This is a genomic window from Gibbsiella dentisursi (assembly GCF_039539505.1).
Lineage (GTDB): Bacteria > Pseudomonadota > Gammaproteobacteria > Enterobacterales > Enterobacteriaceae > Gibbsiella > Gibbsiella quercinecans.
Genome location: NZ_BAABDG010000002.1, coordinates 1921748 through 1936712, shown reverse-complemented (window position 1 = coordinate 1936712; position 14965 = coordinate 1921748). Strand labels below are relative to the sequence as shown.

Below are 14965 nucleotides of genomic sequence, written 5' to 3'. Positions count from 1 at the left end.
TTCCCTTTATACTGTATAAAAAAACAGTAAAGGTGAGCATGTGAGATTATTTTACCCAACGGCAAACCCCGGCAAACTCGAACTTCCGTTGTTCTCTGACAAAGTGCCGGCAGGCTTCCCCAGCCCGGCGGCGGATTATGTCGGCGCACGGATAGATCTGAACGAGTACTGCATCAGCCACCCCAACGCGACCTACTTTTTGTACGCCACAGGGGATTCGATGCTCGAAGCGGGCATCACCGAAGGCTCCATGCTGGTGGTCGATCGCAGCATCAGCGCGGGGCACGGCGATATCGTGATCGCGAGTGTTGCCGGGGAGTTCACCGTAAAACGGCTGTGCCTGCACCCTCGCCGCCAGTTGGAGCCGATGAACCCCAAATACCAACCGATAGCCCTGCGGGAAGGCCATGACGAGGTTGAGATATTCGGCGTTGTTGTCTCTGTTATCACCAGGCTCAAGTAAATGTACGCATTGGCTGATGTGAGCAATTTCTATGCGAGCTGTGAAATGCTGTGGCGCCCCGATTTGCGTGGCCGGCCGGTAGTTGTGCTGTCGAATAACGATGGTTGCGTTGTCGCCAGAAGTGCAGAGGCCAAAGCCTGCGGCGTAAAAATGGCGGTGCCTTATTTCCAGATTAAGCAACGCTTTGAACGCGCTGGCGGTATCGCATTCAGCAGCAATTATGAGCTCTATGCGGATATGTCTACGCGCGTTATGGCCATCCTGGAAGAGATGGCGCCGCACATCGAAATCTACAGCATTGATGAAAGCTTTCTCGATCTGACCGGCGTGCGCAACTGTACCGATCTGGCAACGTTTGGGCACCAGGTCAGAAGCCGGGTGAAAAAAGAAACCGGGTTAACGATCGGTGTCGGGATAGCGCAAACCAAAACGCTGGCCAAGCTGGCTAACTTTGCCGCCAAGCGGTGGCAGAAGACCAATGGCGTGGTCGATCTCTCTAACCCGGCGCGGCAACGGAGGTTAATGGCGATAGTGCCGGCGGCGGAAGTGTGGGGCATCGGCCGGCGGTTGGCGAAAAAACTCAGCGTCATGGGGATTGAAACAGCGCTGCAATTGGCCGATGCCAGTACAGCGATGATCCGCAAGCATTTCAGCGTGGTGCTTGAGCGCACGGTGCGTGAACTGCGTGGCCAGCCGTGCCTGGCACTGGAAGAGTTTGCGCCGACCAAGCAGCAGATCGTCTGTAGCCGTAGCTTTGGCGATCCGATAACGCTGTATGAGCATATGCACCAGGCCATCTGCCTGCATGCCAGCCGGGCGGCGGAAAAATTGCGGGCGGAACACCAGTATTGCCGTCATGTGAGCGCATGGATCAAAACCAGCCCCTTTGCGAATCATCGCGCCTATTACGGCAATGCGGCCAGCATACCGCTCCATACCCCCTCGCAGGATACCCGCGACATTATCACCGCGGCTATGCGCTGCCTGGATAAGATCTGGCAGCCAGGGCATCGTTACCAAAAATGCGGGGTGATACTGCAAGACTTTTTCAGCCAGGGCGTGGCCCAGTTGGGATTGTTCGATGAATACCCGCCGCGGCCTAACAGTGGGCCGCTGATGAGCGTGTTGGATCAGATCAATCAGTCAGGCGGGGCGAAGGTGTGGTTTGCCGGGCAGGGGGCGCAGCAGGTGTGGGCGATGAAGCGTGAACTGCTCTCGCCGGCTTACACAACAAGGCTGGCCGATCTGCCGCGTGCGCGGGTGTATTAACCTGGCGCGGGGGAATGGGGCGCAACCATATACCTGGTTTCTTATATAATTCCCCGAAAAAAATACTTAACAATATTAACTAATAAGTTAATTTACAGCTGTTACGTTAAAAGTGGTAAGCCAGCGAAAATGGGCATAGGCAACGGCGCTACACGATTTCACTCTGCAAATAGGTAGGGAACAACCAGTGGATAGGTTCGTGTGGTAATAAAGTCGCCAAAAGCAGAAAAAAATCCCGCCGATCTGTTGTGATACGGCGGGTTGCCAATTCGGCCAACACCAGGGAAAATATAAGTGAATCTAATTAATTTATACCCGCAAACGGGGTCCAATAGTTTGCTATACATCAATAAAACTTAATTTTTATCATGAAAACGTGGGGGAGTTAGCACATAAATTGTGTATTGATGACGATAACCATGAGAATAACAATCAGTTATTGCGCTGCACACGGCGTGAGAAAGCTATTCCACAACGCACCATCATCCAATAATTCTTAATGCTTTGCCTACGCGGTTTCTATGATAAATAAAATCGAACAAGATCGGCCGTTTGTGTAAATAAACAGCATTTGGTTGCTAATGTTGATTACTTAATAAGCATAAATACCGAATTAGTATCAAATTTCGCACGTTTTGACTGGTCGTCTCTACCCCTGCGGGCTATCCTCGTTCTAGTTTTGTATTTGTACGAATTATTAAGCAATATTTATATTCATGAGGAGGTTCTATGCGTTTTGATAATAAAGTCGTCGTGATTACCGGTGCGGGTAACGGCATGGGGGAAGCGGCAGCTCGCCGTTTCTCCGCTGAAGGCGCTATTGTCGTACTGGCCGACTGGGCAAAAGACGCCGTCGATGCCGTTGCGGCATCGCTGCCAAAGGGCAAAGCGCATGCGGTACACGTTGATGTTTCCGATCCTGCGGCCGTTGAAAAAATGATGAATGACGTTGCAGAGAAACTCGGCCGTATTGACGTGTTGCTGAACAATGCCGGTGTTCACGTTGCCGGTAGCGTGCTGGAAACCAGCGTTGCCGATTGGCGCCGCATTGCCGGTGTGGATATCGACGGCGTGGTCTTCTGTTCCAAATTCGCGCTGCCGCACCTGCTGAAAACCAAAGGCAGTATCGTGAATACTGCATCGGTTTCCGGCCTGGGCGGTGACTGGGGCGCAGCCTATTACTGTGCAGCGAAAGGCGCAGTGGTTAACCTGACCCGCGCCATGGCGCTGGATCACGGCGCAGACGGCGTGCGTGTGAACTCTGTGTGCCCAAGCCTGGTGAAAACCAACATGACCAATGGCTGGCCGCAGGAGATCCGCGACAAATTCAACGAACGTATCCCGTTGGGCCGTGCGGCAGAACCCGAAGAAATCGCCGCGGTCATGGCATTCCTGGCCAGCGATGACGCCAGCTTTATCAACGGCGCCAACGTGCCGGTCGATGGCGGGGCAACCGCCTCTGACGGCCAGCCAAAAATCGTTTAACACTGTAGTGGAAGGCAATGCATCATTGCCTGCGTAACGCATGGCGTTACGCCAATAGGGCACAGTTCGCTGTGCCCTTTTTTATACCTGCTGCCGGCTAACCGTAGACACCTCATGATCCCTGTTTGCTGCAACGATGCCCCCGCAGCCTACCGCGTCTCTCGGTGCAGCCATCAGCGCCGTGCCTTTTCTTTTCTCGTGCCGCACCGTAAAGTGAAAAAACGGATAAAAATAATCGATTGGAAGGCCTGAACATGTTTTCTTTTTTGGCCCGGCATAAAGCCACGTTGCTGGGCCTGTTGGCCATTGTGCTATGGAGCAGCATCACCGGCCTGATCCGCCTCGTCAGTGAAGGTCTGGGGCCGATCGGCGGCGCGGCGATGATCTACAGCGTCAGTACGCTGTTTTTATTGGCGGTGATGGGCTGGCCCAAACTGCGCCAATTCCCCAGGGTGTATCTGATAGCGGGCAGCGTGCTGTTCGTGGCTTATGAAATCTGCCTGTCGTTGGCGCTTGGCTATGCCAACAGCCGCACTCAGGCAATAGAACTGGGTATGATCAACTACCTGTGGCCTTGCTTCACTGTGCTGATGGCGATTGTGTTTAATGGGCAACGCGCCACCTGGTGGGTGATCCCGGGCATGCTGCTGTCGCTGGCGGGCATTGGCTGGATCATGAACGGCGGGAACGCAGGGTCGTTGGCGCAGTTGCTGCACAACGTGCGCAGCAACCCGCTCAGCTACGGCCTGGTGTTCAGCGGCGCGCTGCTTTGGGCCGCCTATTGCAACGTCACCCGGAAAAGCGCCCAGGGTCATAATGGCGTGGTGCTGTTTATGTTGCTGACGGCGGCGTCGCTGTGGGTGAAATATGCCTTCAGCAACGAAACCGGCATGCAATTTTCCCCCGCCGTCACGGCGGCGCTGCTGTGCGTGGGGGGGGCGATGGGGGCGGGTTATGCCGCCTGGAACGTAGGGATCCTGCGCGGCAATATGGCGTTGCTGGCGGCCGCCTCTTATTTTACCCCGGTGCTTTCGTCGGTGCTTGCTGCCATCGTGCTCAGCACTGTGCTCAGCATCAATTTCTGGCAGGGGGTGGCGATGGTAACCTTAGGCTCGTTGGTGTGCTGGTGGGCGACTCGCAGGTAACTAAATTGAGCACCAGGGGCGATTTCCCGCTAAGCTGTAAGTAGCCATTATACATGGAGATGTTGCTCATGAGAGACGATATTCAATTTACTCTACAGCCCAGCAGTGACGCACAGTCTTATGGCCGTGGCGACACTGTTCGCCTGACGACGGCGAATTTGCGGCACGAATACCAGCTTGACGTCAGTATCTTATTCCGTGAAGGCAATGTATTTCATGGCTCGGTCATCGCTGCGGCGCCCCGGCTGGATATCCCATTGAAAGCATGGGAAATTAACCCGGGCGAAGAGGTGGTGTTCCGTAAAGAGAACATCGCCAAAGCGTTGCCAGGCGCGCGTTAGCTTTTATGCCAGACTATCGCCGCTGCTAGATTACCGCTAGCTCATCAGCAATGCTGATGGGTTAACCCGGCGTTGGTTTCTTTAGTTCAGCCAGGTGCCTGCTCACACCAAAACCGCACTGCCGGCCGGCAACTGCGGTTTTTTTTATCCCTACCGCCAGCAGGTCAATAACCCCAAGTTGCCAGTAAATATGGCATATATCTTGCTTTAAAAATTCTTATCATGACTAAAATCACAAGAAATATGATTTTTCATGAAACAAAAATTGACAAATGTGAAGGCAATCGATTACCTATTCGCGGAATGCGTAACTGGATCACAGACTGTTGCACTTTGTGGTTCTTATAATGCGCGCGTGATTCGGTGGCATCGTTAGCCGAACGCGATACCGGGTGTCGTTGGTAGGTTTGTCATCTTTCTAACGGGCAGATAATAGCCCTTTAAGCATGTGGTAATAAAATGAAAAAAATAGCTCTCGCAGCAGGTGTACTGCTCGCGTCGTCGTACAGCGCATCATCAATGGCTGATAGCAAAGACAGTGAATATGTTTCGGATTGGTGGCACCAGAGTGTCAACGTCGTGGGGAGCTACCATACCCGCTTCGGGCCGCAGTTGAACAATGACGTTTACCTGGAATACGAAGCGTTTGCCAAACATGAATGGCTGGATTTTTACGGCTATGTCGACGTGCCGAAGTTCTTCGGCGTTGGCAACACGCCGGATCGGGGTATCTGGGATAAAGGCTCACCGATGTTCATGGAAATCGAACCGCGCTTTTCCATTGATAAACTGACCGGTGCCGATCTCAGCTTCGGGCCGTTCAAAGAATGGTACATCGCTAACAACTATATCTACGATATGGGGCGTAATAAGGCTTCCCGCCAGAGCACGTGGTATATGGGGTTGGGCACCGATATCGATACCGGCCTGCCGATGAGCCTGTCACTGAACGTGTATGCCAAATATCAATGGCAAAACTACGGCGCGGCCAATGAAAACAGCTGGGACGGTTACCGCGTCAAAGTAAAATACTTTGTGCCGATTACCGAACTGTGGGGCGGCAACCTGAGCTACATCGGCTTTACCAACTTCGATTTTGGTTCCGATCTGGGTAAGGACAGCAACTGGGTGGACGGCACCGGCAAACAGGTTCGCACCAACGATTCTATCGCCTCCAGCCATATTCTGTCGTTGAACTATGCGCATTGGCATTATTCCGTGGTGGCGCGTTACTTCCATCACGGCGGCCAGTGGCAGGATGGGGCGGATATCGGTTTGCAACAAAGCCCGATCAAATCCACCGGCTGGGGTTACTACCTGGTGGCGGGCTACAACTTCTAACGCGTCAGCCAAGCTGAAACGGTAAAAAATGCCCCTTTATTCGGCTGGATAAAGGGGCATTGCCGTTATGGTGCCACGGGGCTGCGTGCTTAGCGGTGATGGCCGTGGTGTGGCGCCGGGTGGCTATGCCCGTGGTCGAACCGGTTGGGAGCATGGCCGCCGTGGTGGTGAAGCGGGGCACAGCCCGTTAAAAAGATCATAACCGTCACTATTACTGATTTATAAATCATATTTTTCATAACGCTATTACCGTAGAGTCGTGGTATCTGCAACGGCGGGTATCATCCACTATTTCATTAATCGTTTCCCGTATTTCCCACTCTTTGTTGATATATTGTTTATATTAACGGCAGGTTATTCTGTGAGGTATTTGGATATGCTTGACAAATCGGCACTCTATTATTAGATGCACCAGGTTAGAAACGGCTTGGGTAAATAAACTACAGCGTTTTCCAGAGCGTTAAAATATAAGTGCGACGGTTTGTTTAACGCCGAGTGGCGAGCCTGCGTCTGAGCACGCGGCATTGGAGCACGTGGCGGAGACGGCAGAGGCCAGGTGACGGATACGAAAAAATATCCCGCCGACAGCGGCGGGAACTCACAGAAATATTATCTTGGATGATAAGAAAGATAAGTTTGAGATGCGAAAAAAACGGGGTAACTCTTTTTAGTTACCGGTGCCAAAAGTACTGGATTGGCTTTTTCACTGCAAGAAATATCTGAATTTAAATTCCCCTTCCGGGTATTTACTTTGGCAGGCTGTAAATATTGTTAATGCTTTGCGCTCGTTGCTTTGGCCTTGTTACCACGCTGCGTATAATACGCTGCCATTATCCGGTGCCATGGAACTTTTCTGTAAATACTCCCTATGTTGCAGGGGGGCTGGTTATTTGGCCCATCCCTGGGCCGCGCCTGGCGGTAGTTTAGCGGTACTGCTGTTCACCCCAGGCCAGTAAGGTTTCAATCAACGGCTTGAGCAGGCCTTGCAACTGCGCGGCGCGCGGCGCGTCATAGGCGAAGGGAGGCTGTTCGTGCATATAGTTCACCTGCGCCAGTTCCAACTGCACGGCATGCTGATTTTCGGCCGGTTGGCCATAGGCGCGGGTAATGTAGCCGCCTTTAAAACGCCCGTTCAGCACATGGGTGTATTGCTGTTGCTGCTGGCAGCAGGCCAGCAGGCGATCGCTCAGCGTGCCGGCACAGCTCGCGCCGCTGTTGGTGCCCAGGTTGAGATCCGGCAACGTGCCGTCAAACAGGCGGGGAATGACGGAGGCGATTGAATGCGCGTCAAAAAGCAGCGCATAGCCGTGTTTAGCCTTCAACCGTGCCAGCTCATCCTGTAGCTGCTGGTGGTAGGGCCGCCAGATGTGTTGCAGGTAGCCAGCGCGTTCTTCCGCCGACGGCGCTTGCCCGGCGGCGAAGCTTGGCCGCCCATCGAACAGCACGTCGGGATACAGGCCGGTGGTGGCGGTGGTGTAGAGCGGTTTGTCGTCGGCGGGGCGGTTGAGATCGATAACAAAGCGTGAATAGTTGCCAACCAGGATGCTGGCGCCCATGGCGGCGGCAAAATCATACAGCCGTGGAATATGCCAGTCGGTATCTGGCAGCAGGCGGGCGTCATCGCTCAAGCCGGCGTCTACCGCCGGGGTGAGCCGGGTGCCGGCGTGCGGTATGCTGATCAGCAACGGCAGGCTACCGGCCTGGAAATCAAAAGGATCATGGATGCTCATTGCGTACTTCTCCTCGGAAAATCACCGTACAAGGCAGTTGCCCGCCCAGCCAATAGGCCAGTTCAGCCGGCGTTGATAACGGCCAATGAATAAAATCCGCCACCTTGCCGGTTTCCAGCGAACCGTGGCTTTGCTGTAGCCCCAACGCTTTGGCCGCGTGCAGCGTAACCCCCGCCAGCGCCTCTTCCGGCGTCAGGTGGAACAGCGTGCAGGCCATGTTGATCATCAGGCGCAGCGACAACGCTGGCGAAGTGCCGGGGTTGGCGTCGCTGGCGATCGCCATCGTCACCCCGTGCTGGCGGAACAGTTCGACCGGCGGGCGCTGCGTTTCACGCAGCAGGTAATAGGCGCCCGGCAGCAGCACGGCCACGGTACCGGCCGCGGCCATGGCGGCGGCGTCCTGGGCCGTGGCGTATTCCAAGTGATCGGCGGAAAGCGCATGGTGTTTGGCGGCCAGCGCGCTGCCGCCGAGCGATGAAAGCTGTTCGGCGTGCAGTTTTACCGGCAGCCCGGCCCGCTCGGCGGCGGCAAAGACGGCTTCCACCTGCGCCGGGGAAAACGCCAAATGTTCACAGAAAGCATCCACGGCGTCGGCCAGGCCGGCTTCGGCCGCCTGTGGGATAATGGTGTTGCAGACCAGGCTGATATAATCGTCGGGCCGGCCGGCATATTCCGGCGGTAGGGCGTGTGCGGCCAGGCAGGTGGTTTTGACGTCGACCGGCAGGCGTTCGCCCAGTTTGCGCGCCACGCGCAGCATTTTCAGCTCGCTCTCCGGCGTCAGGCCATAGCCGGACTTAATCTCCACGCAGGTAACGCCTTCCGCCAGTAATGGCCGCAGACGAAACAGCGCCTGTTCCAGCAGCGTCTCTTCGCTCGTGGCGCGGGTGGCATGCACCGTGGCGGCAATGCCGCCGCCCTGTGCGGCAATCTCGGCATAGCTCACGCCGTTGAGCCGTTGCTCATACTCGCTGCTACGGTTACCGCCAAACACCAGATGGGTATGGCAGTCAATAAAGCCTGGCGTAATGATGCCGCCGTTGAAGGCCACCGTATTATCCGCCGTGAACGCCGGCAATGCCGCATGCTCCCCCAGCCAGACGATCTTCCCGCCGCGCACCGCTATTGCGCCATTTTTGATGGTGTGATAACGGCCATCGCGCAGGGTAACAATATCCGCCCCGTACCACAGGCTGTCGCAGTGAGTCTCAGCGGTCATGTGCTTTCCTACTCCCATATTGTTGTATATACAATTAAACACAAGCTAGCGCATTGCCGGCAAGGCGGCAACCATAACGCGTGAAATTTATGCAATAACCAGGGTAGGGGAGCCGGGGGTGAACGTTCACCCCCGAAAGGATTACCGTTCGTTGGTGAAACGGCCGAACAGCTGGTAACGGCTGCCTGGGTACAGCAGCCTGGCCGATGTGACCACCGTTTTCCCCGACCAGGTGCGGCGGTGGATCAGCAGGCAAGGCTCATGCTCCGCCAACTGCAGCAGTTCGCGCTCATGCCGGGTGGGCACCACGGCTTCGACGATATGCTCGCCGGCGGTGAGCGGCGCAGCCTGCATCAGATAGGTATAGGGGGTAACGCGGTCAAAATCCTGGATCATGTAATCCGGCGCGGCCAGCGGGTTGACGCAGCGGTTTTCAACCTGCACCGGCATGTCGTTTTCGTAATGCACAATCTGGGAATAAAACACCTGTTGCCCAGGCTGAATATCCAGCGCCGCGGCTTCTTCTTCACTGGCGGGGCGGGCGATAAATTCGACGATGTGGCTGCGGTGGCGGTGACCACGGGCGGCGATTTCGTCGGCAATGTTATGCACTTCCAGCAGCGCCGTGTGCGCCTTGGCTTCGGCGACGAAAGTGCCAACGCCCTGCATACGGATCAGGAACCCTTCGCTGGTCAGTTCCCGCAGCGCCCGGTTGATGGTCATGCGGCTAACGCCAAGCTCCGCCACCAGTTCGCTTTCCGAGGGAACGCGTTGATGCGGTTGCCAATGGCCCGAACGAATTTGGTTCACGATGGCCTGCTTCACCCGTTGATAAATCGGGGCAGGGGTATCGCTCATTGCAGCAGCCAGTTGTAGCAGGGTTTGTTGATCCACCACGGGCGTTAACCTCATCAAATAAAAAAAGCATAACACCAGTTTACTGTTGATGCTGGTGTATGTATATGTATATACAACCAAGGGCGGTTTTGTCAGCACTTATTTTGGGCCGGCCGCCACTTTTTAACGTTGGGGAACCGCTATGCCTGCATATTTTGCTTCGCGCGCTTTGCTTGCCGATGGCTGGGCGCATGATGTCCGCTTGAACGTCGACAATGTCGGCTACCTAAGCCACGTGGAAGTGGGCGCCGCTCCAGATGGTTGCACCCGCCTGGCGGGCGATGTGGTGCCGGGAATGGCCAATCTGCACTCCCACGCGTTCCAGCGTGCGATGGCCGGGTTGGCGGAAGTGGCGGGTAACCCGCAGGACAGCTTCTGGACCTGGCGTGATTTGATGTACCGCCTGGTGCAGCGCCTGGAACCGGAGCAAATAGCGGCCATCGCCGGCCAACTGTATATCGAAATGCTAAAGGGCGGCTATACCCAGGTGGCTGAGTTCCATTACCTGCACCATAGCCCGGGGGGCAAGCCTTACGCCGATGCCGGGGAAATGACCGGCCAACTAAGCCAGGCGGCGGCCCAGGCGGGGATTGGCCTGACGATGTTGCCGGTATTATACAGCTACGCCGGTTTCGGCGCCCAGCCGGCCCAGCCAGGGCAACTGCGGTTTATTCAGGATACCGACAGCTACCTGGCCCAGCAACGCACCATCGCCCGCCAATTGGCCGGGCAACCTCTGCAGAATCAGGGGCTGTGTTTCCATTCGCTGCGCGCGGTGACGCTGCAGCAAATGCAACAGGTGCTGGCCGCGTGCGATAGCGCCTTGCCGGTGCATATCCACGTTGCCGAACAGCAAAAAGAGGTGAATGACTGCCTGGCCTGGTGCGGCCAGCGCCCGGTGGCCTGGCTGTATGACCATCTGCCGGTGGATGAACGCTGGTGCCTGGTGCATGCCACGCATCTCGATCGCGATGAACTGGTGCGCCTGGCGCAAAGCCGGGCCGTCGCCGGGCTGTGCCCCACCACTGAAGCCAACCTGGGGGATGGCATTTTTCCCGGCGATAGCTATTTGCACCACGGCGGCCACTGGGGCATCGGTTCCGACAGCCACGTCTCACTTAACGTGGTTGAGGAACTGCGCTGGTTTGAATACGGCCAGCGGTTGCGCGATCAGCGCCGCAACCGCCTGGTCACCGCCCGGCAGCCGGTGGTGGGCAACCTACTTTATCAGCAGGCGCTGCAAGGGGGCGCGCAGGCCTGCGGCGTGGCGATCGGTCAGTTGGCGGTCGGCTACCGGGCCGACTGGCTGGTGCTCGACGGCAATGATCCTTACCTGGCCGCCGCCGCGGATGAGGCAATCCTTAACCGTTGGCTGTTTGCCGGCGGCCGCGAGCAGATCCGCGACGTATTTGTCGCGGGCAAGCAAGTGATTAGCCAGGGGCGTCATGCGTTGGAACAACAAAGCGCCGCGGCCTTGCAGCAGGTGCTGAAAACGCTGCGTCAGGAGGTGTGATGAGCCTGCACCGTTTTTCCTTTGCCACGCTGCCGGTCAGCCGCTGGCGCAACGGCGGCGGTGAAACCCGCGAGATCGTCAGCCAACCGGCGGGGGCGGATTTCAACTGGCGCGCCAGCATCGCCACGATCGCGCAAAGCGGTCCCTTTTCGCTGTTCCCCGGTATTGATCGCTCAATTACGCTGCTGGCAGGCGATGGCGTGCGCCTGTTCAGCGAAGGGCTGATCGATCACCCATTGGCCCATGTCGGCGAGCCGTTTGCCTTCCCCGGCGACGTCGCGCTGCATGCCACCTTGCTTGGCGGCGCCAGCCAGGATTTCAATATCATGGTGCGGCGCGGCCGCTGGGCGGCTAACGTCCAACGCCTGGCCGGGCCGGTTCAACTTCCGGCCGGCCATGACGGGGTGCTGTACGTGCTCTGCGGCCGCTGGCAGTGGGCGCAGCAGCAAACGGCGGTACTGGCCGCCGGTGAAGGCGGCTGGTGGCGGCAGGTAGCGGCGCCGGCCCGGTTTGTACCGCAGGGGAACGAACCGGCGCTCGCCCTGTGGGCCGATATTTACCCGTGCTGAAGGTATTTGCCTCCCTGGCCCGCGCCGGTGACAGGCTGTTTTCCCGTATTCCGGCCGGCGTGCTTCATCGTGGTGCGCACTTTGCACCATCGCGATCCGTTCCGGCCGCCGATGAGCCATGGCCGGCCAGTAACACCAGTATGTGAGGCCGTTTGCGTTTTTGGCGCGCATCTTGCTTGCTGTATAAACGCACTTGTATAGACAAGAATATACAGATGTATTTTCCCGCCCGTCCGGGTGGGTTTATCGGCACAGCACAACAGGAGCGCAGTATGAGCAAGACTTTTTCCGTAAGAACGGCAATCAGGAAATTTTCAGCGCTGGGAGCGGCTATCGGGTTTTCCGGGTTGTTGGTGACTGCGGCGCAGGCTGCCAATACGCCAGTGGCCATCGGCATCTCCGGCTGGACTGGGTTTGCCCCGTTGACGTTGGCGGATAAGGCCGGGATCTTCAAGAAAAACGGCGTGGATGTGGATCTGAAAATGATCCCGCAAAAAGATCGCCACCTGGCGATTGCATCCGGCGCCGTGCAGTGTGCGGCGACCACGGTGGAAACCTATGTCGCCTGGAACGCCAACGGCGTGCCGCTGACCCAAATCGTGCAGTTGGATAAATCCTATGGCGCCGATGGCCTGGCGGTACGTAATGGCATCAACAGCGTGGCGGAGCTGAAAGGCAAAACTATCGGTGTGGATGCCCCGGGCACCTCGTCTTACTTTGCGCTGGCCTGGATCCTGGATAAAAACAACATGACGCTCAAAGACGTCAAGCTGGCCACGTTGTCGCCGCAGGCGGCGGCCCAGGCGTTCAACGCCGGGCAGAACGACGCGGCGATGACCTATGAACCGTACCTGTCGACGGTGCGCCAGAACCCGGCGCAGGGCAAGATCCTGGTCACCACGCTGGATTACCCGATGGTGATGGATACCCTCGGTTGTACGCCGGACTTCCTGAAAAAGAACCCGCAGGCGGCGAAAGCGATCGTCAAAAGCTACTTCGACGCGCTGGATATGATCAAGGCCGAGCCGGATAAATCGTATGAAATCATGGGCGCCGCGGTGAAATCGAGCGGCAAACAGTTCGCCGAATCCGCCAGCTATCTGCGTTGGCAGGATCGCGAACAGAACCGCAAGTTCTTTGCCGGCGAGCTGGCTGATTTCAGTAAAGAAGCGGCGGCGCTGCTGTTGGAAATGCGGGTGATCCGCAAGGTGCCGGATATCAACACGCTGTATGACGCCAGCTACGTGCAATGATTATGGGGAAGACTGATATGAATTCAACCGTCAGCCAGCAGGCCGTAGAACGTGAACCACAGGCACTGCCGCCGGCCAAACCGCACTGGCATAACCCGATGATGGTGCCGCTGCGGCCCGTCGCGACGCGGTTGCGCTGGTTTCTTGGCCTGGCGTTCTTCGTACTGTTCGTTGCGGTATGGGGGCTGACGACCTTCGCCGGCGTGGTGTCGCCCACCTTCCTGGCCGATCCGCTCACCATGGTGCACGAAGGCATCCTGCTGTTCACCGAATATAACTTTTCGCTGGATATCGGCATGACGGTGTTCCGCGTGCTGAGCGGTTTCCTGCTGGCGGCGGTGATCGCCGTGCCGCTGGGCATCCTGATGGGATCGTACAAGCTGATCGAAGCCTTTCTGGAGCCGTTCGTCTCGTTTTGCCGCTATCTGCCGGCTTCGGCGTTTATCCCACTGCTGATCCTGTGGGCCGGCATCGGCGAAATGCAGAAAATCCTGGTGATTTTCATCGGCTCGTTTTTCCAGATTGTGCTGATGGTGGCCGTGGTGGTGGGTTCCGCCCGCCGCGATCTGGTCGAAGCCGCCTATACGCTGGGCGCGTCTAACCGCAGCGTGGTGCGCCGGGTGCTGATCCCCGGCGCCGCGCCGGAGATTGCCGAACTGTTGCGCCTGGTGCTGGGCTGGGCCTGGACCTACGTTATTGTGGCCGAGCTTATCGGCTCTTCCAGCGGTATCGGCCATATGATTGTCGACAGCCAGGCGTTGCTAAATACCGGGCAGATTATCTTCGGCATTATCGTCATCGGCTGTATTGGCTTGCTGTCCGATCTGTTATTCAAGGCGGCTAACCAGCGCCTGTTTGTCTGGAGCTCACTGCGATGAACAGTAAACTCAATGTCAGGAACGTATCGCGCATCTTCGCCGGCCCGCACGGCGAGCAGACCCAGGCGCTGCTGCCGATTAATTACCAGGTGCAGGAGAATGACTTCATCACCATTCTTGGCCCCTCTGGCTGCGGCAAATCCACTTTGCTGCGCATCATCGCCGGGCTGGACAGCCCAACCCAGGGCGAAGTGTGGCTGGACGGCCAGTTGGTCGAAGGGCCGGGCGCCGATCGCGGCATGGTGTTCCAAAGCTATACGCTGTTCCCCTGGCTGACCGTGGAGCAGAACATCCGCTTTGGCCTGCAGGAGCGCGGTGTGGGCCTGGCCCAGCAGAAAGAACGCAGCGACTACTTCATCAACAAAGTCGGGCTGCGCGGTTTTGAGCACCACTATCCGCGCCAACTGTCCGGCGGCATGCAGCAGCGCACGGCAATCGCCCGCGCGCTGGCCAACGATCCGAAAATTCTGTTAATGGACGAGCCGTTCGGCGCGCTGGACAACCAGACGCGGGTGATGATGCAGGAACTGTTGCTCAATATTTGGGAAGCGTCCCGCAAGACAGTGCTGTTCGTCACCCATGATATCGACGAAGCGATCTTCATGGCTAACAAGGTGGCTATCTTCAGCGCGCGGCCGGGGCGGATCAAAACCGAAGTGCCGGTCAACTTCCCACACCCGCGTGATTACACCCTGAAAACGTCGCCGGCGTTTATGGCCATCAAGGCGCGGGTCACGGAAGAGATCCGCAGCGAAACGCTGCAAAGCATGCATTAAGGCCCAACAGGCCAACGGGGTGGCGCCCGGCAGTGCGTTAACGCGCACGCAGGCGCCGCCAGCCGCATCAACAAGCCCGATTCGTCGGG

At 57.2% G+C, this 14965-nt stretch carries 14 protein-coding genes; 11 read left to right on the top strand and 3 right to left on the bottom strand.

Features of this window, described 5'->3' with window-relative positions; all coding sequences use genetic code 11:
• Nucleotides 1-40 precede the first annotated feature (40 nt).
• From umuD to ABFX35_RS09235, 6 genes are all read left to right on the top strand, one after another.
• On the top strand, nucleotides 41-463 hold the full coding sequence (umuD, locus tag ABFX35_RS09260; RefSeq protein ID WP_095848480.1) for a translesion error-prone DNA polymerase V autoproteolytic subunit: 423 nt from the start codon (nucleotides 41-43) through the stop codon (nucleotides 461-463).
• Nucleotides 464-1732 (top strand): translesion error-prone DNA polymerase V subunit UmuC, encoded by a 1269-nt coding sequence (gene umuC / locus ABFX35_RS09255; RefSeq protein ID WP_279025387.1) that lies wholly within the window; start codon nucleotides 464-466, stop codon nucleotides 1730-1732. It begins immediately after the preceding gene.
• A 729-nt stretch (nucleotides 1733-2461) separates the two neighbouring features.
• Complete coding sequence (gene budC / locus ABFX35_RS09250) at nucleotides 2462-3217, top strand: meso-2,3-butanediol dehydrogenase (RefSeq protein WP_095848482.1); 756 nt, start codon at nucleotides 2462-2464, stop codon at nucleotides 3215-3217.
• A 254-nt stretch (nucleotides 3218-3471) separates the two neighbouring features.
• Nucleotides 3472-4362 (top strand): aromatic amino acid DMT transporter YddG, encoded by an 891-nt coding sequence (yddG, locus tag ABFX35_RS09245; protein ID WP_346080448.1) that lies wholly within the window; start codon nucleotides 3472-3474, stop codon nucleotides 4360-4362.
• A gap of 68 nt (nucleotides 4363-4430) precedes the next feature.
• The gene (locus ABFX35_RS09240; RefSeq protein ID WP_279025384.1) at nucleotides 4431-4703 is read left to right on the top strand and encodes a hypothetical protein; all 273 of its coding nucleotides are present in this window, start codon (nucleotides 4431-4433) and stop codon (nucleotides 4701-4703) included.
• Between the two features lie 459 nt (nucleotides 4704-5162).
• Complete coding sequence (locus tag ABFX35_RS09235) at nucleotides 5163-6044, top strand: nucleoside-specific channel-forming protein Tsx (protein ID WP_279025382.1); 882 nt, start codon at nucleotides 5163-5165, stop codon at nucleotides 6042-6044.
• A 923-nt stretch (nucleotides 6045-6967) separates the two neighbouring features.
• On the opposite strand, the gene hutG is transcribed toward ABFX35_RS09235, so the two are convergent.
• The 3 genes from hutG to hutC form a co-directional block, all read right to left on the bottom strand.
• Nucleotides 6968-7774, bottom strand: a complete 807-nt coding sequence (hutG, locus tag ABFX35_RS09230; protein WP_279025380.1) for an N-formylglutamate deformylase — start codon at nucleotides 7772-7774, stop codon at nucleotides 6968-6970.
• Nucleotides 7761-8990, bottom strand: a complete 1230-nt coding sequence (gene hutI / locus ABFX35_RS09225) for an imidazolonepropionase (RefSeq protein ID WP_346080446.1) — start codon at nucleotides 8988-8990, stop codon at nucleotides 7761-7763. Before hutI ends, hutG begins: the two co-directional genes overlap by 14 nt.
• Nucleotides 8991-9131: 141 nt before the next feature.
• On the bottom strand, nucleotides 9132-9848 hold the full coding sequence (hutC, locus tag ABFX35_RS09220) for a histidine utilization transcriptional repressor HutC (RefSeq protein ID WP_428832184.1): 717 nt from the start codon (nucleotides 9846-9848) through the stop codon (nucleotides 9132-9134).
• 181 nt (nucleotides 9849-10029) lie between these two features.
• Here hutC and ABFX35_RS09215 point away from each other — a divergent pair, with 181 nt between their 5' ends.
• From ABFX35_RS09215 to ABFX35_RS09195, 5 genes are all read left to right on the top strand, one after another.
• Nucleotides 10030-11400 (top strand): formimidoylglutamate deiminase, encoded by a 1371-nt coding sequence (locus ABFX35_RS09215; RefSeq protein ID WP_279025374.1) that lies wholly within the window; start codon nucleotides 10030-10032, stop codon nucleotides 11398-11400.
• Complete coding sequence (locus tag ABFX35_RS09210) at nucleotides 11400-11969, top strand: HutD/Ves family protein (RefSeq protein WP_346080443.1); 570 nt, start codon at nucleotides 11400-11402, stop codon at nucleotides 11967-11969. The genes ABFX35_RS09215 and ABFX35_RS09210 overlap by 1 nt, the downstream gene beginning before the upstream one ends.
• 272 nt (nucleotides 11970-12241) lie before the next feature.
• Nucleotides 12242-13222 (top strand): ABC transporter substrate-binding protein, encoded by a 981-nt coding sequence (locus tag ABFX35_RS09205; RefSeq protein WP_279025370.1) that lies wholly within the window; start codon nucleotides 12242-12244, stop codon nucleotides 13220-13222.
• A 17-nt stretch (nucleotides 13223-13239) separates the two neighbouring features.
• Entirely contained in the window at nucleotides 13240-14100 is an 861-nt protein-coding gene (locus tag ABFX35_RS09200; RefSeq protein WP_095849172.1) for an ABC transporter permease, read from the top strand.
• On the top strand, nucleotides 14097-14876 hold the full coding sequence (locus ABFX35_RS09195; RefSeq protein WP_346080440.1) for an ABC transporter ATP-binding protein: 780 nt from the start codon (nucleotides 14097-14099) through the stop codon (nucleotides 14874-14876). Before ABFX35_RS09200 ends, ABFX35_RS09195 begins: the two co-directional genes overlap by 4 nt.
• Nucleotides 14877-14965 lie beyond the last annotated feature (89 nt).

Excerpts from the sequence above, each read along its gene's own strand:
- hutC (WP_428832184.1), bottom strand. The coding sequence starts at position 9,848 with ATGAGCGATACCCCTGCCCCGATTTATCAACGGGTGAAGCAGGCCATC.
- ABFX35_RS09200 (WP_095849172.1), top strand. The coding sequence starts at position 13,240 with ATGAATTCAACCGTCAGCCAGCAGGCCGTAGAACGTGAACCACAGGCA.
- hutG (WP_279025380.1), bottom strand. The coding sequence starts at position 7,774 with ATGAGCATCCATGATCCTTTTGATTTCCAGGCCGGTAGCCTGCCGTTG.
- ABFX35_RS09205 (WP_279025370.1), top strand. The coding sequence starts at position 12,242 with ATGAGCAAGACTTTTTCCGTAAGAACGGCAATCAGGAAATTTTCAGCG.
- ABFX35_RS09210 (WP_346080443.1), top strand. The coding sequence starts at position 11,400 with ATGAGCCTGCACCGTTTTTCCTTTGCCACGCTGCCGGTCAGCCGCTGG.
- hutI (WP_346080446.1), bottom strand. The coding sequence starts at position 8,990 with ATGACCGCTGAGACTCACTGCGACAGCCTGTGGTACGGGGCGGATATT.
- umuC (WP_279025387.1), top strand. The coding sequence starts at position 464 with ATGTACGCATTGGCTGATGTGAGCAATTTCTATGCGAGCTGTGAAATG.
- ABFX35_RS09215 (WP_279025374.1), top strand. The coding sequence starts at position 10,030 with ATGCCTGCATATTTTGCTTCGCGCGCTTTGCTTGCCGATGGCTGGGCG.
- budC (WP_095848482.1), top strand. The coding sequence starts at position 2,462 with ATGCGTTTTGATAATAAAGTCGTCGTGATTACCGGTGCGGGTAACGGC.
- ABFX35_RS09235 (WP_279025382.1), top strand. The coding sequence starts at position 5,163 with ATGAAAAAAATAGCTCTCGCAGCAGGTGTACTGCTCGCGTCGTCGTAC.
- ABFX35_RS09195 (WP_346080440.1), top strand. The coding sequence starts at position 14,097 with ATGAACAGTAAACTCAATGTCAGGAACGTATCGCGCATCTTCGCCGGC.
- yddG (WP_346080448.1), top strand. The coding sequence starts at position 3,472 with ATGTTTTCTTTTTTGGCCCGGCATAAAGCCACGTTGCTGGGCCTGTTG.
- ABFX35_RS09240 (WP_279025384.1), top strand. The coding sequence starts at position 4,431 with ATGAGAGACGATATTCAATTTACTCTACAGCCCAGCAGTGACGCACAG.